The organism is Enterobacteriaceae endosymbiont of Donacia marginata (assembly GCF_012567685.1).
Taxonomy (GTDB): Bacteria; Pseudomonadota; Gammaproteobacteria; order Enterobacterales; family Enterobacteriaceae.
Genome location: NZ_CP046184.1, coordinates 354,422 through 380,375, shown reverse-complemented (window position 1 = coordinate 380,375; position 25,954 = coordinate 354,422). Strand labels below are relative to the sequence as shown.

Annotated in this window: 23 protein-coding genes and 1 tRNA gene; 20 read left to right on the top strand and 4 right to left on the bottom strand. The window is 19.2% G+C overall.

Translation table 11 applies throughout. The features are described from left to right. Nucleotides 1-8 precede the first annotated feature (8 nt). From nuoE to GJU04_RS01840, 10 genes are all read left to right on the top strand, one after another. Nucleotides 9-557, top strand: coding sequence for an NADH-quinone oxidoreductase subunit NuoE (nuoE, locus tag GJU04_RS01885; RefSeq protein ID WP_168893198.1), 549 nt, complete (start codon nt 9-11; stop codon nt 555-557). Then, nucleotides 505-1,785 (top strand): NADH-quinone oxidoreductase subunit NuoF, encoded by a 1,281-nt coding sequence (gene nuoF, locus GJU04_RS01880; protein WP_168893197.1) that lies wholly within the window; start codon nt 505-507, stop codon nt 1,783-1,785. Before nuoE ends, nuoF begins: the two co-directional genes overlap by 53 nt. 82 nt (nt 1,786-1,867) lie before the next feature. Continuing rightward, nucleotides 1,868-4,591: an NADH-quinone oxidoreductase subunit NuoG gene (nuoG, locus tag GJU04_RS01875; RefSeq protein ID WP_168893196.1), complete on the top strand. Its 2,724-nt coding sequence runs from the start codon at nt 1,868-1,870 to the stop codon at nt 4,589-4,591. Continuing rightward, nucleotides 4,588-5,562, top strand: a complete 975-nt coding sequence (gene nuoH / locus GJU04_RS01870; RefSeq protein ID WP_168893195.1) for an NADH-quinone oxidoreductase subunit NuoH — start codon at nt 4,588-4,590, stop codon at nt 5,560-5,562. Before nuoG ends, nuoH begins: the two co-directional genes overlap by 4 nt. A 16-nt stretch (nt 5,563-5,578) precedes the next feature. After that, nucleotides 5,579-6,121, top strand: coding sequence for an NADH-quinone oxidoreductase subunit NuoI (nuoI, locus tag GJU04_RS01865; protein WP_168893194.1), 543 nt, complete (start codon nt 5,579-5,581; stop codon nt 6,119-6,121). Nucleotides 6,122-6,148: 27 nt separating this feature from the next. Next, entirely contained in the window at nt 6,149-6,646 is a 498-nt protein-coding gene (locus GJU04_RS01860; RefSeq protein ID WP_168893193.1) for an NADH-quinone oxidoreductase subunit J, read from the top strand. Between the two features lie 43 nt (nt 6,647-6,689). Next, the gene (gene nuoK, locus GJU04_RS01855; RefSeq protein ID WP_168893192.1) at nt 6,690-6,992 is read left to right on the top strand and encodes an NADH-quinone oxidoreductase subunit NuoK; all 303 of its coding nucleotides are present in this window, start codon (nt 6,690-6,692) and stop codon (nt 6,990-6,992) included. After that, on the top strand, nt 6,989-8,848 hold the full coding sequence (gene nuoL / locus GJU04_RS01850; RefSeq protein ID WP_168893191.1) for an NADH-quinone oxidoreductase subunit L: 1,860 nt from the start codon (nt 6,989-6,991) through the stop codon (nt 8,846-8,848). Before nuoK ends, nuoL begins: the two co-directional genes overlap by 4 nt. Nucleotides 8,849-8,903: 55 nt before the next feature. Further along, nucleotides 8,904-10,424: an NADH-quinone oxidoreductase subunit M gene (gene nuoM / locus GJU04_RS01845; RefSeq protein ID WP_168893190.1), complete on the top strand. Its 1,521-nt coding sequence runs from the start codon at nt 8,904-8,906 to the stop codon at nt 10,422-10,424. A gap of 52 nt (nt 10,425-10,476) precedes the next feature. After that, the gene (locus GJU04_RS01840) at nt 10,477-11,943 is read left to right on the top strand and encodes an NADH-quinone oxidoreductase subunit N (protein ID WP_168893189.1); all 1,467 of its coding nucleotides are present in this window, start codon (nt 10,477-10,479) and stop codon (nt 11,941-11,943) included. A gap of 7 nt (nt 11,944-11,950) precedes the next feature. On the opposite strand, the gene GJU04_RS01835 is transcribed toward GJU04_RS01840, so the two are convergent. Further along, entirely contained in the window at nt 11,951-12,532 is a 582-nt protein-coding gene (locus tag GJU04_RS01835; RefSeq protein WP_168893188.1) for a DedA family protein, read from the bottom strand. 47 nt (nt 12,533-12,579) lie between these two features. Further along, nucleotides 12,580-12,664: transfer RNA gene (locus GJU04_RS01830), tRNA-Ser, on the bottom strand. Between the two features lie 59 nt (nt 12,665-12,723). Here GJU04_RS01830 and sbcB point away from each other — a divergent pair. After that, the gene (sbcB, locus tag GJU04_RS01825) at nt 12,724-14,148 is read left to right on the top strand and encodes an exodeoxyribonuclease I (protein WP_168893187.1); all 1,425 of its coding nucleotides are present in this window, start codon (nt 12,724-12,726) and stop codon (nt 14,146-14,148) included. On the opposite strand, the gene ribA is transcribed toward sbcB, so the two are convergent. Then, nucleotides 14,140-14,733, bottom strand: a complete 594-nt coding sequence (gene ribA, locus GJU04_RS01820) for a GTP cyclohydrolase II (protein ID WP_168893186.1) — start codon at nt 14,731-14,733, stop codon at nt 14,140-14,142. The two genes, sbcB and ribA, sit on opposite strands and share 9 nt — an antisense overlap. A 161-nt stretch (nt 14,734-14,894) precedes the next feature. On the opposite strand from ribA, the gene murJ reads away from it, so the two are divergent. From murJ to pykF, 8 genes are all read left to right on the top strand, one after another. Next, nucleotides 14,895-16,439, top strand: coding sequence for a murein biosynthesis integral membrane protein MurJ (gene murJ / locus GJU04_RS01815; RefSeq protein ID WP_168893185.1), 1,545 nt, complete (start codon nt 14,895-14,897; stop codon nt 16,437-16,439). A gap of 145 nt (nt 16,440-16,584) precedes the next feature. After that, entirely contained in the window at nt 16,585-16,959 is a 375-nt protein-coding gene (locus tag GJU04_RS01810; protein ID WP_168893184.1) for a HesB/IscA family protein, read from the top strand. Between the two features lie 15 nt (nt 16,960-16,974). Further along, the gene (gene sufB / locus GJU04_RS01805; RefSeq protein ID WP_168893183.1) at nt 16,975-18,417 is read left to right on the top strand and encodes a Fe-S cluster assembly protein SufB; all 1,443 of its coding nucleotides are present in this window, start codon (nt 16,975-16,977) and stop codon (nt 18,415-18,417) included. Nucleotides 18,418-18,429: 12 nt separating this feature from the next. Then, a complete protein-coding gene (gene sufC, locus GJU04_RS01800; protein WP_168893182.1) occupies nt 18,430-19,173 on the top strand; it encodes a Fe-S cluster assembly ATPase SufC in 744 nt (247 codons plus the stop codon). Continuing rightward, entirely contained in the window at nt 19,163-20,443 is a 1,281-nt protein-coding gene (locus GJU04_RS01795) for a SufD family Fe-S cluster assembly protein (protein WP_168893181.1), read from the top strand. The genes sufC and GJU04_RS01795 overlap by 11 nt, the downstream gene beginning before the upstream one ends. Further along, a complete protein-coding gene (locus GJU04_RS01790) occupies nt 20,433-21,665 on the top strand; it encodes a SufS family cysteine desulfurase (protein WP_168893180.1) in 1,233 nt (410 codons plus the stop codon). Before GJU04_RS01795 ends, GJU04_RS01790 begins: the two co-directional genes overlap by 11 nt. 2 nt (nt 21,666-21,667) lie before the next feature. After that, on the top strand, nt 21,668-22,093 hold the full coding sequence (sufE, locus tag GJU04_RS01785) for a cysteine desulfuration protein SufE (RefSeq protein WP_168893179.1): 426 nt from the start codon (nt 21,668-21,670) through the stop codon (nt 22,091-22,093). 74 nt (nt 22,094-22,167) lie between these two features. Further along, complete coding sequence (pykF, locus tag GJU04_RS01780; RefSeq protein WP_168893178.1) at nt 22,168-23,577, top strand: pyruvate kinase PykF; 1,410 nt, start codon at nt 22,168-22,170, stop codon at nt 23,575-23,577. Nucleotides 23,578-23,626: 49 nt separating this feature from the next. Here the strand turns inward: pykF and GJU04_RS01775 are convergent, their stop codons facing one another. Next, entirely contained in the window at nt 23,627-24,778 is a 1,152-nt protein-coding gene (locus GJU04_RS01775; RefSeq protein ID WP_168893177.1) for a cysteine desulfurase family protein, read from the bottom strand. A gap of 136 nt (nt 24,779-24,914) precedes the next feature. On the opposite strand from GJU04_RS01775, the gene murI reads away from it, so the two are divergent. Further along, complete coding sequence (murI, locus tag GJU04_RS01770) at nt 24,915-25,727, top strand: glutamate racemase (protein WP_168893176.1); 813 nt, start codon at nt 24,915-24,917, stop codon at nt 25,725-25,727. Nucleotides 25,728-25,954 lie beyond the last annotated feature (227 nt).

Sequence of the window (25,954 nt, the reverse complement as noted above, 5' to 3'; positions counted from 1 at the left end):
ATAATATAATGAATAAAAAAATAACTAATAATATAAATATATTTTTAAGTAAAAAAGAATTAAAAATAATTGATAAAATTAAAAGTCATTATGAATCTAATAATGCAGCTATTATTGAAATATTAATATTTTTTCAAAAAAAATATGGATGGATATCTAATAATAATATTATTATTATTTCTAATCTTTTAGATGTAAATCCTTCTGAAGTTGATAGTATAGCAACATTTTATAGTCAAATTTTTAGATCTCCAGTAGGTAAATATGTTATTAAATATTGTGATAGTGTTGTTTGTTATATTACTAAATATAACAAAATTTTAAAATATATTCAAAAAAAATTAAATATTAAACCAGGACAAACAACATCTAATAAATTATTTACTTTAATACCTATTTGCTGTTTAGGACATTGTGAAAATAGTCCAGTTATAATGATTAATGAAAAAATTTATACTTCATTATCTATTAATTATATAAATCAAATATTGGATAATTATATTAATGAAAATAATAAATCCCAATCCAGAAACACATCCTCTAACATGGCGTATTAAGAAAAATAAAACAATTTTTTTAAAAGAATATATAAAAAAAAATGGTTATCAAATTTTAAAAAATAGTTTATTAAAACATTCTCCTCAAGATATTATTAATATAGTGAAACAATCAAAATTAAAGGGGAGAGGAGGGGGAGGATTTTATACTGGATTAAAATGGAGTTTAATCCCCCAGAAAAAAAATGACAAAGAAATTCGTTATTTTTTATGTAATGCTGATGAAATGGAGCCAGGTACATATAAAGATCGGTTTTTAATGGAACATATTCCTCATCAATTAATAGAAGGTATTATTATTAGTGCTTTTGCTATTCAAGCTAATAAAGGATATATTTTTTTAAGAGGTGAATATATAAATTGTGCAAAAATTTTAAATATAGCTATAAAAGAAGCTTATAATTTAAAATTTTTAGGTAATAATATATTAAATAGTGATTTTAATTTTGATTTATATTTACATATAGGAGCAGGAAGATATATATGTGGAGAAGAAACAGCTTTAATTAATTCTTTAGAAGGAAAACGTGCAAATCCTAGATTTAAACCTCCGTATCCTGCAGCAGTTGGATTATGGGGTAAACCAACGTGTATTAATAATGTAGAAACTATATTTAATATACCTAGTATAATTCAATATGGACCACTTTGGTATAAAAATATATCTAAAAGTATATATGATAACGGAACAAAAATATTAGGTTTTTCTGGTAATGTAAAAAAACCAGGATTATGGGAATTGCCTTTTGGAATAACTGCTCGTGAAATTTTAGAAAAATATGCAGGTGGTATGAAAAAAAAATTTATATTTAAAGCCTGGCAACCAGGAGGAGCTGGAACTGGATTTTTAACAAAAAATCATTTAGATCTACCTATGGATTTTATAAGTATTAGTAAAGCAGGAAGTAGATTAGGGACAGGTATCTCTATGGCTATAGATCATACTATTAATATGGTATCTTTAGTTAAAAATTTAGAAATTTTTTTTGCTAGAGAATCTTGTGGTTTTTGTACTCCTTGTAGAGAAGGTTTACCTTGGATTGTTAAAATATTAAATAATTTAGAAAAAAAAAAAGGTAATAAGAAAGATATTTATCTTCTTAAAGATATAAGTCAACAATTAACAAATGGAGGTTCTTTTTGTGCTCATGCACCTGGAGCAATGGAACCTTTAAATAGTGCATTAAAATATTTTTTACATGAATTTGAATATGGAATTATTAATTAAATATTTTTATATAAAAATTATGTTTAATATATTATTTTTAATAAAAGTAAATATACTAAAATAATATGATGGAATGTATATTATGATTAATATTAATATAGAAGGTAAATTCTATAAAGTTAATGAAAAAGATAATTTATTAAAAATATGTTTATCTTTAGGGTTTAATGTACCATATTTTTGTTGGCATCCAATTTTAGGCAGTATTGGTTCATGTCGTCAGTGTGCTATAAAACAATATGATAATATGAAAAAAAATGGACAAATAATTATGTCCTGTATGTCTTCTCCGATAAAACAATTATATATTTCTATTAATGATCAAGATTCTATTAATTTCCGTAAAAAAAATATTGAATTATTAATGTTAAATCATCCACATGACTGTCCAATTTGTGATGAGGGTGGTAGTTGTCATTTACAAGATATGACTGTAATGACTGAACATTATATTCGTCGATATAAATTTTCTAAAAGAAAATATAAAAATCAATATTTAGGTCCATTTATATCACATACAATGAATCGTTGTATTACATGTTATCGTTGTTTAAGATTCTATAAAAATTATGCAGATGGTAAAGATTTTAATGTTTTTGGTTCAAAAAATAATATTTATTTTGGAAGATATTTAGATGGTATATTAGAAAGTCCATTTTCTGGAAATTTAATTGAAATTTGTCCTACAGGAGTTTTTACTGATAAAACTTATAATATAAATTATTCAAGAAAATGGGATTTGCAATATGCTCCCAGTATTTGTCAAAATTGTTCATTAGGATGTAATATTTTTGTAGGAGAACGTTATGGACAACTATCTAGTATACAAAATAGATTTCATGAAAAAATTAATCATTATTTTCTTTGTGATAAGGGTTATTTTGGGTATGGATATACTTTTTTAAAAAGTAATCCTATTAAAATAATATATTATAAAGATAATAAAAAATTAATTTTAAATAATAAAAAAATTATTAAAAAAATTACTAATTTAATCTTAAAATCAAAAAAAATAATTGGAATTGGCTCACCTCGAGCAAGTATAGAAAGTAACGTTATTTTAAAAAAATTAGTGGGAAAAAATAATTTTTATTTAGGTATTTTAGAAAATGAAAAAAAACAAATTAATAATATTATTAAAATAATACAAAATAAAAATATATATTTTCCTACATTATCTGAAATAGAAGATTATGATGCTATTTTAATATTAGGAGAAGATTTAACAAATACTAATCCAAGAGCTGCCTTAGCTGTAAGACAAGCTATAAAAAATAATTTTAATTTTAAAAAATATAAAAATATTCCTTATTGGCATGCTGATGCAATTTTAAATTTTAAAAATAAATTTTTTAATCCATTATTTATAACAAGTAACGATAAAACATTATTAGATGATATATCTTCATGGAATTATTACGCACCTACTTTAGATCAATCTGAATTTGGGTTTATATTAGCTAATTATATTGAAAATAAAAATATTAATTCTAATTTAAATAATAAAAATTTAAAAAATCAAATTTTAAAAATAAAGGAAACATTATTAAATGCTAAAAAACCCTTAATTATTTCTGGTACTGGATCAAGTTCTATAGAATTAATTTCAGCATCTTATGCTATAGCTAAAGCATTAAATAAAAAAAAAAAAAATATAGGTTTATTTTATGTATTAAATAAAGTAAATAGTATGGGAATTGGTTTAATTAAAGGAAAATCTTTACATGATTTATTTCTAAAAAATAAATTTAACAATTATATTGATATAGATACAATTATTATTATGGAAAATGATTTATATTTTTATGAAGAAAAAAATAAATTAAATAATTTTTTTAAAAATATTCCTAACATAATTGTTTTAGATCATATTTTGACTAAAACTATGAGACAAGCTAATATAATATTACCAGTATCAAATTTTTTAGAAAGTAGTGGGACTGTAATTAATAATGAATGTAGAGCACAACGATTTTTCCAAGTATATAAACCATCCTTTTATAATAAAAAAAATAATAGAAAATCTAGTTGGCAATGGATATATCAAATATATGCACAATTAAATAATTTAAATAAAAAAATTACATTAGATGAAATTATTAAAAAATGCGAAGAATATATCCCAATACTTAATGGTATTCATTTAGCATCATATTATTCTAATTATAAAGTATATAATAGAAAATTCGCCAGATCTTCGATCAGATTGAGTGGTAGAACATCTATATTATCTAATATTAATGTACATGAACCTAAACAACCAGAAGATAAAGATACTATTTTTAATTTTTCTATGGAAGGAAATTATAATTCAAATATTAATTGTACTCAAATTCCATTTTTATGGTCTCCTGGATGGAATTCTTCTCAAGCATTACATAAATTTCAAAAAGAAATAGGAATTTCTTCAAAATATGGCTCTACAGGATTTAAAATTTCTCAAAAAAAAACTTGTAAAATAAATTTTAAAAAAAAAAATTATGATAACAAATTTATTATATCTAATAAATTAATAATTATTTCTCATTATACTTTATTTAATAGTAATAGTTTAGTACAAAAATCATCTTTAATACAAAAGTATTTTCCTAATCATTATGTTTTTTTAAATAAAAAAGATGCTGACAAATTAGGAATTTTAACTAATAATTTAGTTGAATTACATTGTTTAAACAATGTTTTTATATTAAAAGTATGTATTTCAGAATTTTTACATCAGGGATTAATTAGTATGCCATTAGGAGCAAAAGAAATTTCATTATCCTTTTTAGGAAAAACTATTGAAAAAATAAAGGTATTAAAATGATTTTATTTTCTTTTTTTAATAATATAGAATTAAGATTTTTATTAAAAATAATATTTATATTATTATTATTAATAATCAGTGGTGCTTTTTTAAGTTTTGCTGAAAGGCGTATATTAGCTTTATTTCAAAATCGTTATGGACCTAATAGAGTTGGATTATATGGATGTTTACAGATATTAGCAGATATGATAAAAATTTTTTTTAAAGAAGATTGGACCCCAAATTTTTCAAATAAATTATTATTTAATATTTCTCCAATTATAGCTTTTAATACATTATTATCTGTATTTGCTACATTACCAATTACTCCTAAATTAATGATATCTAATTTAGATATTGGGATACTTTTTTTTTTTATGATGGCTAGTCTTTCTATTTACTCTATTCTATTTGCAGGATGGGCAAGTAATAATAAATATGCTTTATTAGGAACAATAAGAGGTGTTGCTCAAATAATAAGTTATGAAATTTTTTTAGGTTTATCCTTAATGGGTATCGTTTGTCAAACAGGATCATTTAATTTATATGATATTGTTTATTATCAATATAAATATTGTTGGAATATTATTCCCCAATTTTTTGGTTTTATACCCTTTTTTATTTCTTCTATTGCATTATGTCATAGATATCCTTTTGATCAACCAGAAACAGAACAAGAACTTATTGATGGTTATCATATTGAATATTCTGGTATGAAGTTTGGTCTTTTTTTTATAGGAGAATATATTAATATTATAGTTGTATCTTCTTTAATTGTAATTTTATTTTTTGGAGGGTGGTTAGGTCCATTTTTTCCACCTATAATATGGTATTTAGGAAAAACTTTTATATTTATATTATTATTTTTTTTAATAAGAGCATCATTACCTAGACCTCGTTATGATAAAGTAATGTATTTTAGTTGGTTTACATGTTTACCATTAACATTAATTAATCTCGTTATTACTGCATTTTTTGTAATACTTAAATAAGTAAATTTTAAAAATAATGAAAATAAAAAAATTTTTTAAAGGTTTAATAAGTCAAATAAGAAGTATTTTTTTAGTATGGATTAATCTCTTTAAAAAAAGAGAGACTATAATGTATCCAGAAGAAAAAATTTATTTACCACCAAGATATAGAGGAAGAATTATACTAACATCTGATGTTAATAATAATGAACGTTGTGTTGCTTGTAATCTTTGTGCAGTATCATGTCCAGTTGGGTGTATAAGTTTAAAAAAAACAGTAAGTAAAAACGGAAGGTCTTATCCAAAATTTTTTAGAATTAATATATCTAGATGTATTTTTTGTGGATTTTGTGAAGAATCCTGTCCTACAGGAGCAATACAATTAATCCCAGATTTTGAATTATGTGAATTAAATAGAAAAGATTTAATTTATGAAAAAAATGATTTATTAAAAAATAATCAAGGAAAATATACTAAATATAATTTTTATGATATTTCGGGGGTTAATATTAAAAATAATGATAATAAAAAAAATAAAGATTTAAATATTGAAGTTGATATTAAAAATATCTTACCATAATTTTTAAATTTTAAAAAGGAATTACATATGGAAATAATATTTTATACTTTAGAATTAATATCAATAATTTTCATATTTTTAATTATTATTAGTATTAATCCTATTTATTCACTATTATATTTTTTAATTTCATTAATTTCAATATCATGCATATTTTTTATTTTAGGAGATTATTTTGCAGGTTCATTAGAAATTATTATTTATACAGGAGCTATTGTTATTCTATTTATATTTGTTTTAATGTTTTTAGATTATAAAAATATTAAATTAGAAGAAGAAAAAATATTTTTAAAAAAAATATTTTTTTTATTTATTATGTTATTTTTAACTTTAGTATTTTTTATACTTATATTTTTTATTTTAAAAAAAACATATAATAAAAAATATATTTTTATGAATTTTATTAATATAAAAGATATTGGTATTAATTTATTTACACAATACAAAATTATTGTAGAATTAATATCAATACTTTTATTATCTGCAATAATTACTGTGTTCCATATAGGTAAAACACAAGAATAATAAAAAATTATTTTTAAAATCTAAAATAATAGAAGAGTATAAAATGATACCTTTATATCATGTTTTAATATTTATTATCGTAATATTTATTCTTGCATTAACAGGAATAATTATTCGAAATAATATGTTATATATTTTAATTTTTACTGAAATCATGATTAATTCTGCAGCACTATCATGCATAATTTCTGGTAATTATTGGAAACAAACAGAAGGAGAAATTATGTATATTATATCAATTAGTATATCAGCTATAGAAACTTGTATAAATTTAATTTTATTAATAAAATTATATCATTATAAAAATAATATTAATATTGATTCAATTAGTGAGATGAATGGATGAAATTTCTTTTTTTAATTATTTTAATGCCATTAGTTAGTTTTTTAATACTATCATTATTTTCAAATTATCTTAATAAAACTCAAATTTCAATTATTGGAGTTAGTTTTGTAGGAATAAGTGCAATTCTTACATTAATTATAGGATTTATTTTTATAAAAAATAATATTTTATTATATCAACAAACTTTATGGAAAATATTAAATATTGATTATTTATATATTGATTTTTCTCTATATTTAGATAAATTATCTTTAATTATGTTATTACTCATTACTTGGGTCGGATTTATAATTCATATTTTTTCAATTTGGTATATGGAAAATAAAGAAGGATATTCTAGATTTTTTGCATATACTAATTTATTTATTTCAAATATGATATTATTAATTTTAGCTAATAATTTTATTTTAATGTTTTTTGGATGGGAAGGGGTAGGAGTATGTTCCTATTTATTAATAGGATTTTTTAATAAAAAATCAAAAAATGGATTATCTGCTATAAAAGCATTTCTAATAACTCGTTTTAGTGATATTTTTTTAATTATTGGAATTTTTTTTATATTTAAAGTTTTTAATACTTTAAGTTTTTCTAAAATATCATATTTAATAACATCTTCCCCTATTTATTATAAAGCATATTATTTGAAAATTATTTCTATAATGTTAATTATAGGATCATTAGGAAAATCTGCTCAATTTCCATTAAATACTTGGTTAATAGATGCTATGGTTGGACCAACACCCGTATCATCAATGATACATGCCGCTACTATGGTTACAGCAGGAGTTTATTTAATATTACGTAATAATATATTATTTTTGATGAATAATAATATACTTTTTTTAACTAGTATTATAGGATCAATAACTTTATTATTATCTGGTTGGTCTGCATTAACACAAAATAATATAAAACGTATTTTAGCTTATTCTACAATGAGTCAACTGGGATATATGTTTTTAGCATTAGGAATTCATTCATTTCATGCTGCTTTATTTCATATAATAGCTCATGCTTTTTTTAAAGCATTACTTTTTTTATGTGTTGCATCTATTATTACTTCATGTAATAACCAACAAAATATATTTAAAATGGGAGGGATAAAAAAATATTTTCCCTTTATATATTATTGTTTTTTATGTGGTGCTATATCTTTAGCATCATTACCTTTTATAACAATGAGTGGTTTTACTAAAGAAAAAATATTATATGAAATTTTAATAAATAATCATATTATATTATTTATAATTGGTATTATAGGTAGTTTTTTTACATGTTTATATACAATACGTATGATTTATATTATATTTTATGGTAAAAATAATATTTTACCTATTATTAATAATAAATTTACACATAATTTCCCATTAATAGTATTAAGTATACTTTCTAGCCATATCGGAATAAAGTTATTACCAATAAAAAATAATATTTTATTACCTAATAAAGTATTATTTAATAATAATTATTATAATCATATATTAGAAATAATATCTATTATTATATTTCTAATTAGTTTTATATTATATATATTTTATATTAAAAAAAATTATCTTATTAAAATAATTATTAATTATTATTATAAATTTTCTTTTATAAATAATTTTTTTTTACATGGATGTTATATAGATTTTATTTATAAAAAAATTTTTGTAAATATTTTTATGAAAATATTATTAATTATAAAAAATGATCCTATTGCTAAATTTATAGATTTTTTAACAATAAAAATGATCAATAAAATAGGAAATATATTATTATTAAGTCAAAATGGATATATTCGTTGGTATATATCATTAATATATTTAGGAATAATATTAATTATATTATATTTAATAATATTAATTAATAGTTAATATTAAATTTATAATAAAATTAATATTTTTATATAAAATATAATTAGGAAATTTTATGTTATTACCCTGGTTAATACTAGTACCTTTTATTAGTGGTTTATTTTGTTGGCAAAGTGAAAAAATAAATTTCAAATTACCTCGCTGGATATCTTTAATTTCTATTAGTTTTATCTTTTTATTATCAATTTTTGAATGTATTACATATAAAATTAATTATAATACAAAAACATTATTTATATATCCTGTTTGGATATCAGAATTTATATTTAACTGGATTCCTAGATTTGGAATAAATTTTCATTTGGCGATGGATGGATTATCATTATTAATGATTAATCTTACTGGGTTATTAGGTTTAATGGCAATTATATGTTCTTGGAATGAAATTAAAAAATGGCATGGTTTTTTTCATTTAAACTTATTATGGATTTTAAGCGCTGTTATTGGGGTATTTTTATCTGTAGATATGTTTTTATTTTTTTTATTTTGGGAAATTATGTTAATACCTATGTATTTTTTAATATCTTTATGGGGACATAAAGGGAAAAGCGGAAAAAGCCGTATAAAAGCAGCTACAAAATTTTTTATTTATACACAATCTAGTGGATTATTAATGCTATGTGGAATTTTATCTTTAGTTTTTTTAAATCAAAAAACAACTGGTATATTAACTTTTGAATATACTTCTTTATTAAATAATTATGTAAATTTAAAAACAGAATTTTTATTAATGTTATCTTTTTTTATTGCTTTTGCAGTGAAAATGCCTATCCTCCCATTTCATGGTTGGTTACCTGAAGCACATAGTCAAGCTCCTACAGCTGGTTCGGTTGATCTTGCTGGTATTTTATTAAAAACAGCTGCTTATGGTTTATTAAGATTTACTTTACCATTATTTCCTATATCATCTTTAAAATTTTCTTTTATTGCAATATTATTAGGAATGTCTGGTATATTTTATGGTTCTTTGATGGCTTGTATACAATCTGATATTAAAAAAATTATAGCATATACTTCTATTTCTCATATGGGATTTATTTTAATGGGAATTTATAGTCATAATAAATTAGCTTATCAAGGAGTCATTATACAAATGATATCACATGGAATTTCTGCTGCAGCACAATTTATTCTTTGTGGGCAAATATATGAAAGATTAAAAACAAGGAATATTAAATTAATGGGAGGAATTTGGAATAAATTAAATACATTACCAGGGTTATTTTTATTTTTTTCTTTAGCTAGTATTGGTATTCCTGGTACAGGAAATTTTATAGGAGAATTTTTAATTTTGCTAGGAACTTTTCATACATATCCTATATGTGCAAGTATTGCTTCTTTTAGTTTATTATTTTCTAGTATATATTCTTTAAATATGGTACAAAAAATTTTTTATGGGCCTAAAACTAAAATAAATATTATTATAAAAAATATGTTTTTAAGAGAAAAAATTATTATTTTTATACTTTTAATTTTATTATTAATTTTAGGATTTTATCCAAAAATTATTTTAAATATTTCATATTCTACTGTAAATAGTATTTATAATAGAATTATGTTACTTAATTATATATAAAATATATATATTTAATTTTAAATAAATTTATCAAATAAAATAGAATTTTTTTATGACTAAATCATTAATACCTTTAATTACTATTATTACATTTTTAATATTATTATTAATAAAAATATCTATTAAAAGAAATAATTTAACAAGTTTAATTATTACAATTTGGGGATTTATATTAACAATAATATCTATTTTTTATACTAAAAATAATAATTTTTCAATAAATTATTTATTTTTAAATGATATGTATTCAAATTTTTATATAATTATATTAATTTGTAATAATATTATAACATGTTTAATATCATATAAATGGTTATCTAATTTAAAATATAATAAAGATGAATTCTATTTATTAACAATAATATCTACTATGGGTAGTATTGTATTATTAAATTCAAATAATTTTATTTCTATGTTAGTAGGTATTGAATTAATATCTATACCTATATTTGGTCTAATAAGTTATAATATTAACTTAAAATATTCATTAGAAGCTAGTATTAAATATGTAATTTTATCTACTATTGCATCATCTTTTATAATACTTGGAATATCTTTTATTTACTTAGATAATGGAAATTTAAATTTTACATTTTTAATAAATCATTATTTATTTTATAATAAATTTTTAGTTAATTATTTAACTACAATTGGATTTTGTTTAATTTTAGTAAGTTTAAGTTTTAAATTATCAATAGTGCCATTTCATTTATGGACTTCTGATGTATATCAAGGAGCTCCTACATCGGTAACAATATTTTTAACTACATTTAATAAATTATCTATTTTTATATTTTTAGTAAAATTTTTAATTTATTTTACTCAAATTAATAATAATGAATATTTTTTATATAAAATATTAATAATATTATCAATATTATCTATAATTTTTGGTAATATTATGGGAGTTAAAACAAAAAATAACATTAAACGTTTATTAGCATATTCATCTATAGCCCATATTGGTTATATGTTAATAATTTTAATTTATAATCAAAAAAATACAATACATATTCTTTCATTAGAAATGATGGTAATATATATTATTGGATATATAGTAAATAATTTAGTAATTTTAGGAATAATAAGTTTATTTGAAAGTTTTAATTTTCAAGAAAAAAATATAGATAAATTATATTACTATCGAGGATTATTTTGGTATGATCCTATGCTTGCTTTTATATTTACAATTATGTTGTTCTCTTTAGCAGGTATTCCATTAACTATAGGGTTTATATCTAAATTTTATTTAATACTTTTAAGTATAAAAATGAAAATATGGTATTTAACTATTATTATTATATTAGGAAGTTCTGTAGGTTTATATTATTATTTACGAATTATTATTAGTTTATATTTAATACCATCTAAAGTAAATAGAGATTGGTATATTTCTAAAATAAAAAATAATAATTTTTATTTTTTTATTAAAAATTTATTTTTATTATTAACAATAATAATAATTATATTAGGTATTTATCCTGAATTTATTATTCATTATATTAAAAATTTAATTTAGATTAAAATTATTTTTTATTTAAAATAAAAAATAATTTTTTTATTATTTTTATAATAATTTTTATTATTATAAATAATAAAACAATATATAAAAAATATTTAATAATTTTGCTAAAATCTTTAATCCAATTAGATATAATTTCACCAAAAAAATATCCAGTAATAGTAAAAAAAATAGTCCAAATAATAGCTCCAATAATATTTAATAAAAAAAATTTTATATTAGAAATATTAGTAATACCCATTGTAATTGGACTAATTAATCTAAAACCATAAATAAATCTTGTAATAATAATAAATATATAGGGATAATTAATCATTAAATTATGATATTTTTGAATTTTAAAATTATGATCTTTTAAAAAAGATAAAAATTTTTTACTATATTTTTTACCTATAAAAAACAGTACTTGATTACTTATCACAGATCCTGTAATAGTAATAATAATAATTTTATGTAAAAATAATATTTTTTTATGAGCTAACATTCCAGAAATAATAATTAATGTTTCCCATTCAATTAATGATCCTAATAATATAATTAAATAACCATAATGGTTCATTATTTTAGTTATATTTATATTAAACATGTTTTATATCACGTTTATAAAATAAATATTTATAAAATACAATATCTCGGTGAGAAAGGGATTCGAACCCTTGATATGTTTCCATATACATACTTTCCAGGCATGCGCCTTAAGCCACTCGGCCATCTCACCCATAATTTTATATAATAAATATTGTTAAAATATTAATAATATAATAGTATTATACTACTATGTTAAAGAAAAAAAAATTAAAATTTAATTTTTTATTTTATGATTATGAAACTTTTGGGTTAAATCCTAAAAAAGATAGAATTGCACAATTTGCTTGTATACGTACTGATATAGATTTAAATATTATAAAGGAACCTACAGTAATTTATTGTAAATTACCTAGTGATTATTTACCTAATCCTAAATCTATTATTATTCATAATATTAGTCCTTCTTTAGTTAATTTAAAAGGATTTAAAGAAAATAAATTTGCTAATTTTATTAATAGAATATTTTCATATCCTAATACTTGTATTTTAGGATATAATAATATTAATTTTGATGATGAATTTAGTAAATTTTTATTTTATCGTAATTTTTATGATTCATATAGTTGGTTTTGGAAAAATAATAATAGTCGTTGGGATATAATAAATTTAGTTAGAGCATGTTATGTATTAAGACCTAATGGTATCTTTTGGCCAAAAATTAATAATATTCCAATATTTAATCTTGAAAAAATAGCTATTTTAAATAATATAATACCGTATTATAAATCACATGATGCATTATCTGATGTATATACAACAATATCTATTACTAAATTAATAAAAAATAAACAACCATTGTTATATAAATATTTTTTAAAATATAGAAATAAAAAAGTATTAATAAAAATCATAAATTTATCAAAAATTCAAATTTTAATTCATATTAGTAATATTTATAAAAATAAAGATAACAATATAAATTGTATTACCCCTTTATTTTGGCATCCAGAAAATAAAAATATATTAATTACTTTTAATTTAAAAAAAAATGTAGATAATTTATTAAAAATTTTAAATAATAAAAACAAAATAAATAAAGAATATGTTTTTTTATATATGCAATATATTAATTTTAGTAAATCTCCATTATTAATACCAATTAAGATTTTAAAAAAAACAGATATTAAGCGATTAAAATTTAATATTTTATTATATATAAAAAATTTTTTAATATTAAAAAAAAATTTTTTAAAAATAAAAAATTTTATTAAATTAAATTTAATTAATTTTTATAAAAAATATGATAATACAAATATATATAATGTAGATGAACAATTATATAAAAATTTTTTTCCAAATGAAGATTTATATAAATTTAAAAAAATAAATGATAAAAAATATATTTACTCAAATTTAAATAAATTATCTTTTAAAGATAAAAGAGCTAATATTTTATTATTTAAATATAAAGCAAGAAATTTTCCATCTACTTTAAGTAAAGTAGAACAAAAAAAATGGAATATATATCAAAAAAATATTTTTAATAAAAAATTTCTTGATAATTATATTTTAAAAATAAAAAAATTTTTACAAAATGAATTATGTGAAAAAAAAATTCTAGTTCTAAAAAATTTATTAAAATATGCTAAAAAATTATATAATACATTAATTTAATATATGCCCTAATTTGATATTTTTAGTATTTAAATAATTATAATTATAAACATTATAATCTATAATTAAAGGAATTCTATCTATAACATTTATCCCTTTTTTTTTTAAAATTTTAATTTTATAAGGATTATTTGTTAATAATTTAATATTTAAAATACCTAATATTTTTAATATATTGATACAAGAGATGAAATTTCTTTCATCTGCACGAAAACCTAATTTTAAATTTGCTTCTATAGTATCTAATCCATGATCTTGTAAATTATATGCTTTAATTTTATTTAACAGACCAATATTTCTACCTTCCTGTCTATGATAAATTAATATACCACAATTAGCTTTAGAAATTTTTTCTAAAGCTAATTGTAATTGTAAACCACAATCACAACGTAAACTAAAAAAAGCATCTCCTGTTAAACATTCTGAATGTATTCTTGTTAAAATAATTGAATGTTTATATATTTTTTTTAATCCGTATACTAATGCAATATGATGATTACCTGTATTTATTTCTTCAAAACCTATTATAATAAATTCACCCCATTTTGTTGGAAGTTTAGCTCTAGATATTTCTTTTATATTCATAAAATTTTACCTATAAAATTTAAAATTTTTATTAAAAAATAAAATAAATATTTTTGTTAAAATAAAAAATATTTTTTCTTAAAAAAGAAAATATTTTATTATATTGAATTTTTTATTAAAATAATTTATTTATATAATAAACTATTATTTTTAGGAATTATATGAATTTATTAAAGTCATTAACGACAGTGAGTATAATAACATTGTTTTCTAGATTATTAGGTTTTATCAGAGATAGTCTTATAGCAAAAGTTTTTGGGGCAGGTGTTTATAGTGATTCTTTTTTTATCGCTTTTAAATTGCCTAATTTATTACGTCGTATTTTTGCAGAAGGAGCTTTTTCTCAAGCTTTTACTCCAATTTTAGCTGAGTATAAAAATAAAAGAAGTAGAAAAGATACAAAAAATTTTATTGCTTCCACATTAGGTATATTAATTATTATACTTTCTATAATAGTATTATTAGGAATAATATTCTCTTCTTTAATCATTTCTATAATTGCTCCTGGATTTGTTAATACAGATTTTAAACTAAAACTGACATCTAAAATATTAAAAATGACTTTTCCGTATATTTTATTAATATCATTATCTTCATTAGCAAGTTCAATTTTAAACATTTGGAAAAATTTTTTTGTACCAGCAGTAACTCCTATTTTATTAAATTTAAGTATGATTTTATTAATTATTATTTTTCCTAAAATGCTGAAACCCTCAATTTTAATTTTAGCCTGGGCAGTATTAATTGGAGGATTATTACAAATTTTTTATCAATTAATTTATTTAAAAAAAATAAATATGTTAATTTTTCCTCATTTTAAAAATTTTGATAAAGGAGTATTAAGAGTTTTTAAAAAAATGGGTACAGCTATTATTGGAGTAGCGGCTACTCAAATATCTTTATTAATTAATTCTGCTTTTTCATCTTTTTTAATTACGGGATCTATTACTTGGATTTATTATGCTGATCGTTTAATGGAATTACCGGTAGGAATGTTTGGTATCGCATTAACAATAGTATTATTACCTGCCTTAACTGATTCTTTTACACAAAATAATGAAAAGGAATATAATCAATTAATGGATATTGGTTTACGTTTATGTTTTTTATTAATAATACCTAGTTCTTTAATTTTAGGTTTTTTATCAAAAACATTATTAATTTCTTTATTTCAATATGGAGCTTTTACTTATTTTGATGTATTAATGACACAAATAAATATTATTATATATTCAGTAGGATTAATATTTTTAATAATTGCTAAAGTTTTAGCAATTGGATTTTATGCTAGACAAGATGTTAAAACTCCTGTCAAAATTAATATAATAGTTTTAATAATTACTCAATTATTTAGTCCTTTTTTTATTTTTTTTCTACACCATATAGGATTTCCTATTTCTATATGTTTTGCTGCATTTTTAAATGTTATTTTATTATTTAATAAATTAATTAAAAAAAATATTTATAAACCAGAACCTGGTTGGTTTAATTTTTTATTTCGTATTAGTCTAGTAACATTTATTTTAAGCATAATTTTATTATTTATTTCTCATCTAATTTCTGAAAAATGGTTAATTTTATCATCTTTTAAAATACGTATATTTTTTTTATTAAGTATTTGTTTAATTATTTTTGTTTTATATATGATTATATTATTTTTATTAGGATTTCGTTTAAAAGATTTTTCTTTAAAGAAAGAAAAATAATCTTTTTTTTTAAAAAAAATATATAATATAATATTATTATATTAATAATTTTAATTTAAATAATTAAAATTGATTTTTATAAATTATATTTTTTATCTTTTCTATAAATTAAAATATATATATAATTATATTTTTAGGTTATTATATGATAATAAAAAAAAATTTAGTACATTTTAAATGTGATATAGATTTTTATGAAGGTTTATATATAACGGAAAATGCTTTTTTACAAATAAATAAAATAATAAAAAAATATAATGATAAAGGCATAAAATTATTTTTAAAAAAATCTGGTTGTTTTGGTTTTAAATATAAAATTTTTTTAGTAAAAGATATCCCTAGTAATGAAATTTTATTTAAAAAAAATAATATATATATTTTTGTAAATAAAAAAGATATTATTTTTATAGATGGAACTATTATTGATTTTAAAAAAAATAATTTTAGTCAATCATTTGAATTTTATAATAAAAAAATTAAACAATTTTGTGGTTGTAAAAAAAGTTTTAATATTGATTAAAAAAGAAATAATTTTATGAATAATAATTTAAAATATTTTAGAGAAAAAAAAAGAACATATAAAGAAGGTTTTTTTACTGAATTAAAAAATGAAAAATTTATTCCTGGCATTAATTTAGATATAATACATAAAATATCTAAAATTCGTAATGAACCAAAATGGATGTTAAATTTTAGATTACAAGGATATTATTCATGGATAAAGCAAAAAGAACCTCATTGGTTAAATGGTTTTTATAAAAAATTAAATTATCAAAAATATATATATTATTCAGCTCCTTTATATAATTTAAAAATTAAAAATAATATTAAAAATAAATATTTAACATCTGAAGTAAAAAATACATTCAATAAGTTAAATGTTCCTATTAATAATAATTCTAATATAGCTATAGATGCTATTTTTGATTCTGTATCAGTTATTACAACAAATCAAAAAAAATTATTAAATCAAGGAATTATTTTTTGTTCTTTAAACAATGCTATAAAAAATTATCCTGAATTAGTTAAAAAATACTTAGGTTCAGTAGTACCTGCTGATGATAATTTTTTTGCTGCATTAAATGCAGCTGTAGCTTCTGACGGTACATTTATATATATTCCGAAAAACATACGTTGTCCTATAGATTTATCTACTTACTTTAGAATTAATCAAAAAAATGTTGGACAATTTGAACGTACTATTTTAATTGCTGATGAAAATAGTTATCTTAATTATATAGAAGGGTGTTCAGCTCCAATTAGAAAAAATTCTCAGTTACATGCTGCTGTTGTTGAAGTAATTCTCCATAAAAATGCTCAAGTAAATTATTCAACAGTACAAAATTGGTTCCCAGGAAATATTAAAGATAAAGGAGGTATTTTAAATTTCGTGACTAAAAGAGCAATATGTAAAGGAAAAAATAGTAAAATGTCTTGGACTCAATCAGAAACAGGAGCTGCAATTACTTGGAAATATCCCAGTGTTATTTTAAAAGGAGATAATTCTATAGGCGAATTTTTTTCTGTTTCTTTAACAAATGGGTATCAGCAAGCTGATACTGGTACTAAAATGATTCATATAGGAAAAAATACAAAATCAAAAATCATCTCTAAAAGTATTTCTACTGAAAATAGTAAAAATACTTACAGAGGGTTAGTTTGTATTAATAAAACTGCAGAAAACTCTCGTAATTTTACTCAATGTGATTCAATTTTAATTGGTTCTAAATGTAGTACACATACATATCCTGTTTTAAATATTGCAAATAATACAGCACAGGTTGAACATGAAGCAACTACTTCTAAAATTGAAGAAGAACAAATATTTTTTTGTTTACAAAGAGGATTAAATATGGAAGATGCTATTTCACTTATTATTAATGGATTTTGTAGAGAAGTTTTTATTAAATTCCCTTTAGAATTTGCAATTGAAGCACAAAAATTATTATCTCTTCATTTAGAAGATAGTATTGGATAATATAAGAAAATTATGTTAAAAATTAATAATTTACAAGTTCACATAAATAATAAAATTATTTTAAATAAATTTAATTTAAATATCAATTCTGGAGAAATCCATGCAATTATGGGCCCTAATGGTTCAGGGAAAAGTACATTATCATATGTATTATCTGGTAAAAAAGAATATATTATTTCTAAAGGAGAAATATTTTATAAAAATGAAAATTTATTATGTATGAAACCTGAAATTAGAGCTAGAAAAGGAATTTTTGTGTCTTTTCAATATTTAATTGAAATACCAGGAGTAAGTAATAATATATTTTTATATAATTCTTTAAAAGCTATAAAAAAATATAAAGAAAAAAAACAAATAGATAGATTTACTTATAATAAAATTATTAATGAAAAAATTAAGATTTTAGGTAAATCAAAAGATTTTTTACAACGTTCTGTTAATGTTGGTTTTTCTGGTGGAGAAAAAAAAATTAATGATATATTTCATATGCTTGTATTAGAACCTGATTTATGTATTTTAGATGAAATAGATTCTGGATTAGATATAGATGCGTTAAAATTGGTATGTAAAATAATTAATATTATGAAAAATTCAAATAGATCTTTTTTAATTATTACACATTATCGTCGTATTCTTGAATATATAAATCCTGATTATATTCATATTTTATATAATAAAAAAATTATAAAATCAGGAAATTGTAATATTATTTCTCATATAGAGAAACACGGATATGGATATTTTAATGAAAAATAATATTTATAAACAAATAAAAAATATTTATAAATTACATAAAAAATGTCATTTTTCTAAGAAATCAGAATTTAATTGGTTAAAATTAGAAAATATATTAAAAAATAAATTATATGATAATAATAAAAAAAATTTTTTAAAATATATTAATAATAATCTATTAATAAATAATCAAAATTTATTAATAAATATTAATAAATTAAAAAAGTTTTTGTTTAAAATAGATGCAATTATAATATGTTTTATTAATGGTAAAATAAATAAAAATATTAGTAATATAAATAATTTATATTATAATATAAATATAAAAAAGTATAATACTTGTAATTTTAAAGATATTAATTCTCAACAGAATATTTATACATATTTATCTGAATCTTTAACTAAAGAAATCGTAACAATTCATATTCATGATAAAAAAAAAATTAATATTATGCCTCTTTATTTAGTTTATTTTAATATAAATAATGAAAAAAATAAAATTTTTATGTCTAATTATCGAAATTATATTTATTTAAATAATAAACATCCTTTAATATTTATTGAACATCATATAAATATAAATCAATTATACTTAAATAATATTTATAATACTTTAATTTTAAATAATGATTCTCAGTTAGAATATTATAAATTTATTACAAATGAAAATAAAAATAAGAATTATTGTATCATAAATAATGAATTTTATATACATAATAATGTTTTTTTTAAAAAACATGATTTTTTAATGTCTAATAAAAATATAGAACAAAATAATAATTTTAAATTTATAGGAAAAAAATCAAAATTAATATATAAAAGTATATCATTAGCTAAAAATAATAATTTTATAAATCTAAATAATTATGTTGAACATAATAGACAAAATTGTTGTAGTATTCAAATACATAAAGCTATTACATTAGATAATTCAATTATTAATTCAATTGGTTTATTAAAAATTAATAAAAATGCCATAAAAACAGATGGACAAATAAATTATAGTAGTTTACTATTAAGTAAATCATCAAAAATAAATATACAACCAAGATTAGATATATTAAATCATGATGTAAAATGCACACATAGTGTTTTTACAGGGAAATTAGATTATAATCAAATATTTTTTTTAAGAATGAGAGGAATAAGCTTTAAAAAAGCATATAATATATTACTTATATCATTTATTTTAGATTCTTTAAAAGAAATTAAAAATAATGATTTAAAAAAAAAAATTTTAAAAAAAATATTATTTTATTTATCAATAGAGAATTTTTTTCATGAGTTTTAATATAAAAATTATTAGAAAACAATTTCCAATTTTATTAAATAAAATTAATGGAAAAAATTTTGTTTATCTAGATAATGCAGCTACTGTTCATAAACCTAAAAAAGTAATTTCAGCATTAAATAATTTTTATAAGAATGAATATTCTTCAGTAAATAGAGGTATTTATAGTTTAAGTGTAAAAGCAACAAATAAAATGGAAAATATACGTTATAAAATATCAAAATTTATTAACGCAAAATATACTGAAGAAATAATTTTTACTAAAAGTACTACAGAAAGTATTAATTTAATCGCAAATACTTGGGGTTTAAATAATATTTTATCGTATAATAATATTATTATTTCTGAAATGGAACATCATTCCAATATTATTCCTTGGAAAATATTATCAGAAAAAATAGGTTTTAATATACGTATAATTCCATTAAATAAAAATGGAGATTTAGAATTAAATAAAATTAATAATTTAATTGATAAAAATACTTGTTTAATATCAATTACATATATTTCAAATATTTTAGGAACGATTAATCCAATTGATAATATAATTAAATTAGCTAAAAAAAAAAAAATTATAACTTTAATCGATGGAGCGCAAGCTATTGCTAATAAAAAAATTGATGTTCAAGATTTAAATTGTGATTTTTTTGTTTTTTCTGGTCATAAGATTTTCGGACCTACTGGAATAGGTATATTATATGGGAAAAAAAAAATATTAGAATCAATGCCTCCATGGCAAGGTGGAGGAGGAATGATTATGGATATATATAAAAATAAATTTATTTGGGAAAAAATACCTTGGAAATTTGAAGCAGGATCTCCTAATATAGCTGGTATTATAGGATTAGGTATGGCAATATCATGGTTTATGTCTTTTAATATAAAAGATATAATTAACCATAATAGGTTTTTAACAAAATATACTTTGGAAAAACTTAATAATATATCAAATATAAAAATATTTGGAAAAAAAAAATTTAATAAAAATAGAGTAGGTATAATTTCATTTAATTTAGGGAAACATCATTCATATGATGTAGGTAGTTTTTTAGATCAATATGGAATAGCTATTCGTACTGGACATCATTGTTCTATTCCTGTTATGAAGTATTTTAATGTTCAATCTATGTGTAGGATTTCATTTTCTATTTATAATAATACAAATGATATTAATTTTTTTATAGAAAAATTAATTTATATAAATAATTTATTAAGTAAATAATTATGTCATATACTTTACCATGTATAAATGAAATCAAAAATAACTTTATAAGTTGTAATAATTGGGAAGAAAAATATTTATATATAATTGAATTAGGTAATCAAATACCTATTTTATCAGAGAAAGAATATTCTTCAGAAAATTTTATTCCAGGATGTCAAAGTAGAGTATGGATTTCTATGAAAATTATTTCTAATAATTATATTCAATTTAAAGGTGATAGTGATTCTTCGATAGTTAAAGGATTACTAACAATAATTTTTATTTTTTATAATAGAAAAACTTATAATGAAATTATTTCTTTTGATATTAAATCATGTTTTCAACAATTAAATTTTAATAGATATTTAACTTATTCTAGAATACAAGGTATTAATATTATTATAAAAACAATTAAAAAGAAATTAAAAAATTTAATTATTAATTAAAATAAATAAATTAAAATTTTATAATATAAATTTTACTATTTTTTCAATAAAATAATCTAGGAAATATAAATTTTATGAAGAAAACGAAAATAGTTTGTACTATAGGCCCCAGTTCTGAATCTAAATATATTTTATCTAATTTATTAAATTTAGGTATGAATATTATAAGATTAAATTTTTCACATGGTACTCATGATGATCATCAAAAACGTATTGATACTTTAAAAAAAATTATAAAGAAAACAGGTAAAAATGCAGCAATTTTATTAGATACTAAAGGTCCTGAAATAAGGACTATGAAGTTATATCAAGGTAAAGATGTATATTTATATACTGGAAAAAAATTTATTTTAACTACTGATAAATCTGTAATAGGTAATAATAAATGTGTTGCGATTACATATCCTAGTCTTATAAATGATTTAAATATAGGAAATAAAATATTAATAGATGATGGTTTAATCGCAATGAAAGTATTAAAAATTATTAATGATAAAATAATATGTAAAATATTAAATAACGGAAAATTATCAGAGAATAAAAGTATTAATTTACCTGGAATATCTATAAAATTACCTTCTCTATCAAAAAAAGATAAATATGATTTAATTTTTGCATGTAAAAATAAAATAGATTATATTGCAGCTTCTTTTATTAGAAAAAAACAAGATATTTTAGAAATAAAAAAATTTTTAGAAAAACATAATGGAAATGATATTAAAATTATAGCAAAGATTGAAAATCAAGAAGGATTAAATAATTTTGATGAAATATTAGAAGTATCTGATGGAATCATGGTTGCTAGAGGTGATTTAGGAGTAGAAATACCTGTAGAAAATGTTATTTTTGCTCAAAAAATGATAATTAAAAAATGTAATTATTTTGGTAAAGTAGTGATAACTGCAACACAAATGTTAGATTCTATGATTAAAAATCCTAGACCAACTAGAGCTGAAGCTGGTGATGTAGCTAATGCTATTTTAGATGGAACAGATGCAGTTATGTTGTCTGGAGAAAGTGCTAACGGTAGATATCCATTAGAAGCTGTATCTATTATGGCTACAATTTGTGAAAGAACAGATATTACAATGACTAATAGAATAAATTTTTATGATAATACAGATATGAGTATTACAGATGCAGTATGTCGTAGTGCAGTCGAAATTGCAGAAAAATTAAAAGCTCCTTTAATAATAGTAGCAACTCAATTAGGAAAATCTGCAAAATCAATAAGAAAATATTTTCCTAAAGCAATAATTTTAGCTTTAACTACGAATAAAAAAACTGTAAAACAATTAATTTTAAGTAAAGGAGTAATTCCTAAATTAGTTGATAAAATATCATCTACAGATGATTTTTATATCATAGGTAAAAAAGTAGCGTTAGCTAGTAAATATGCTATAAAAGGAGATGTTATTGTAATGGTTTCTGGTGCCCTTGTTCCTAGTGGAACAACAAATACTACATCTGTACATATTATATAATATGTATATAAATTATATTTATTTTAAATAAATTAAATATTATAAAATATTATTTCAGTCTAATTTTTTCTACAATAATATGTAATTTTTTAATTAAAAAAACAATTTCTTCTTCAGTAGTAAATCTTCCGAAAGAAATACGAATAGAACTTTGTATTAATTCTTTTTTTAATCCTAAAGCTTTTAAAACATGAGAAATATTATATTTATTTGAATTACATGCAGAGGAAGATGAAATAAGGATATTTCTCATTTCTAACATAAGAATTTTATTGAAGATATTTTTAAAACCTATATTTATTATATAAGGAGAACTATTTTGAAGACTTCCATTTAAATATATCCCTGAAATATTTTTTATTCCATTCCAAAGTTTTTTTTTTAATATTTTTATTCTTTTTTTTTCTTTTTTTATTTCGTTATTAGCAATAATTAATGCTGTTGACATACCAATAATTTGATGATTAGCTAAAGTACCAGATCTTAATCCTTTCTCTTGTCCTCCACCATGTAATAATGGAGTTAAAATAATTTTAGATTTTTTTTTTACATATAAAACTCCAATACCTTTTGGTCCATAAAATTTATGAGAAGAAAATGATAATAAATCAATATTCATTTTGCTTAAATTTAATGAATATTTACCTACACTTTGTGTAGCATCTACATGAAAAAATACATTCTTTTTTTTACATATATTACCAATAGTTTTAATATTATTAATTGTTCCTATTTCATTATTAATATGCATTATAGAAACTAAAATAGTTTTATTTATAATTTTATTTTCTAATAAATTTAAATTTAAAACTCCAATATTTGAATTAGTCATATATATAATTTTAATCCCTAATTTTTTTAAAAAATTACAAGTTTCTAATACAGATTTATGTTCCATATTACTTGTAATAATATATTTTTTTTTATTAGTAAAATAACTATATATAATTCCTTTAATAGCTAAATTTATAGATTCAGTTGCACTAGATGTAAAAAATATTTCTTCTTGATTACTACCAATAATATTTGCTATATTTATTCTAGCATTTTCAATCTTTTTTTTCGTTTTTATGCCTAAATAATTTGAAGAAGATGAATTACCAAATACTCCTTCTATAGTAAGATAATTATTCATTTTTTTTAAAACTCTTTGATCAGTGGGAGTTGTAGAAGCATAATCTAAATAAATTAACTTTTTCATAATTTAAGATATAAATCTTTAATTTAAATATTTTAAAAAATTTTATAAATTTATAGTAAATAATATATATTATTTGTTATAAAATAACATTATTTATATTTTAAATATAAATATTGTAAATAAATTAGGATTATTTATGAAACAAATATTTTTAAGATCACAAAATACAATATTTATTTTTGATTCTGGATTAGGTGGTATTACTATATATAATTATATAAAAAGTATTTTTTTAAATATAAATTTTATTTATTTATTAGATAATAAATATTTTCCTTATGGAAATAAATCAAAAAATTTTATTTTACAACGTTTAAAAAAAATTTTAAAAAAAATTTCAAATTATTATAATATTACATTAGCAGTTATTGCATGTAACACTGCTAGTGTTTCGAGTCTACCAATTATAAGAAATTATTTTAATTTTCCTATTATTGGAGTTACTCCTGTTATTGATTTAGCTATAAAGCAAACTAAAAATAATGTAATTGGATTTTTAGCAACTAATACAACTTTAAAAAATTTTAAAATTAGAAAAAAAATTAATTTTTTAAATAAAAAATATAAAATAAAAACTATATCATCTTCAAAATTAGTTTTTTTAGCAGAAAAAAAATTATTAGGATATAAAATTAAAATAAACGAAATAAAAAAAATTTTTAAATCTTGGGATAATTTTAAAATATTTCCAGATACTATAATTTTAGGTTGTACACATTTTCCATTAATTTTGAATGAATTAAAAACTATTTTCCCTAAAAATATATATTTTTTAGATTCAAAGAAAAGTATTATTTTAAAATTTAAAAAATATCTTAATTATAATCAAATAAATGTAAAAAAAAAAGAAAATGTTGTTTTATATACTGAAAAAAGTAAATATATAAAACAAATAGAGTTTTTATTTTTAAAAAAAGGTTTTAAAAAAATTTCTAGTTTTAAAATATAAAAATATAATTTTCTTTAAAATTGAAATAAAATACTTGACTATTTATTGTGAATATGTAAGATAGTTAATATTGTTTTGTTGTTCTTTCAAAATTTATAAAAGATTTTTAAGGGCACTCTTTTACAGAGTATTATTAAATTTGTAAATTTTTAAATTTGTAAATTTTCAAATTTGTAATTTTTTTTTTACAATATGATTTATAAATTTATTTTATTAAAGTTTCTTAT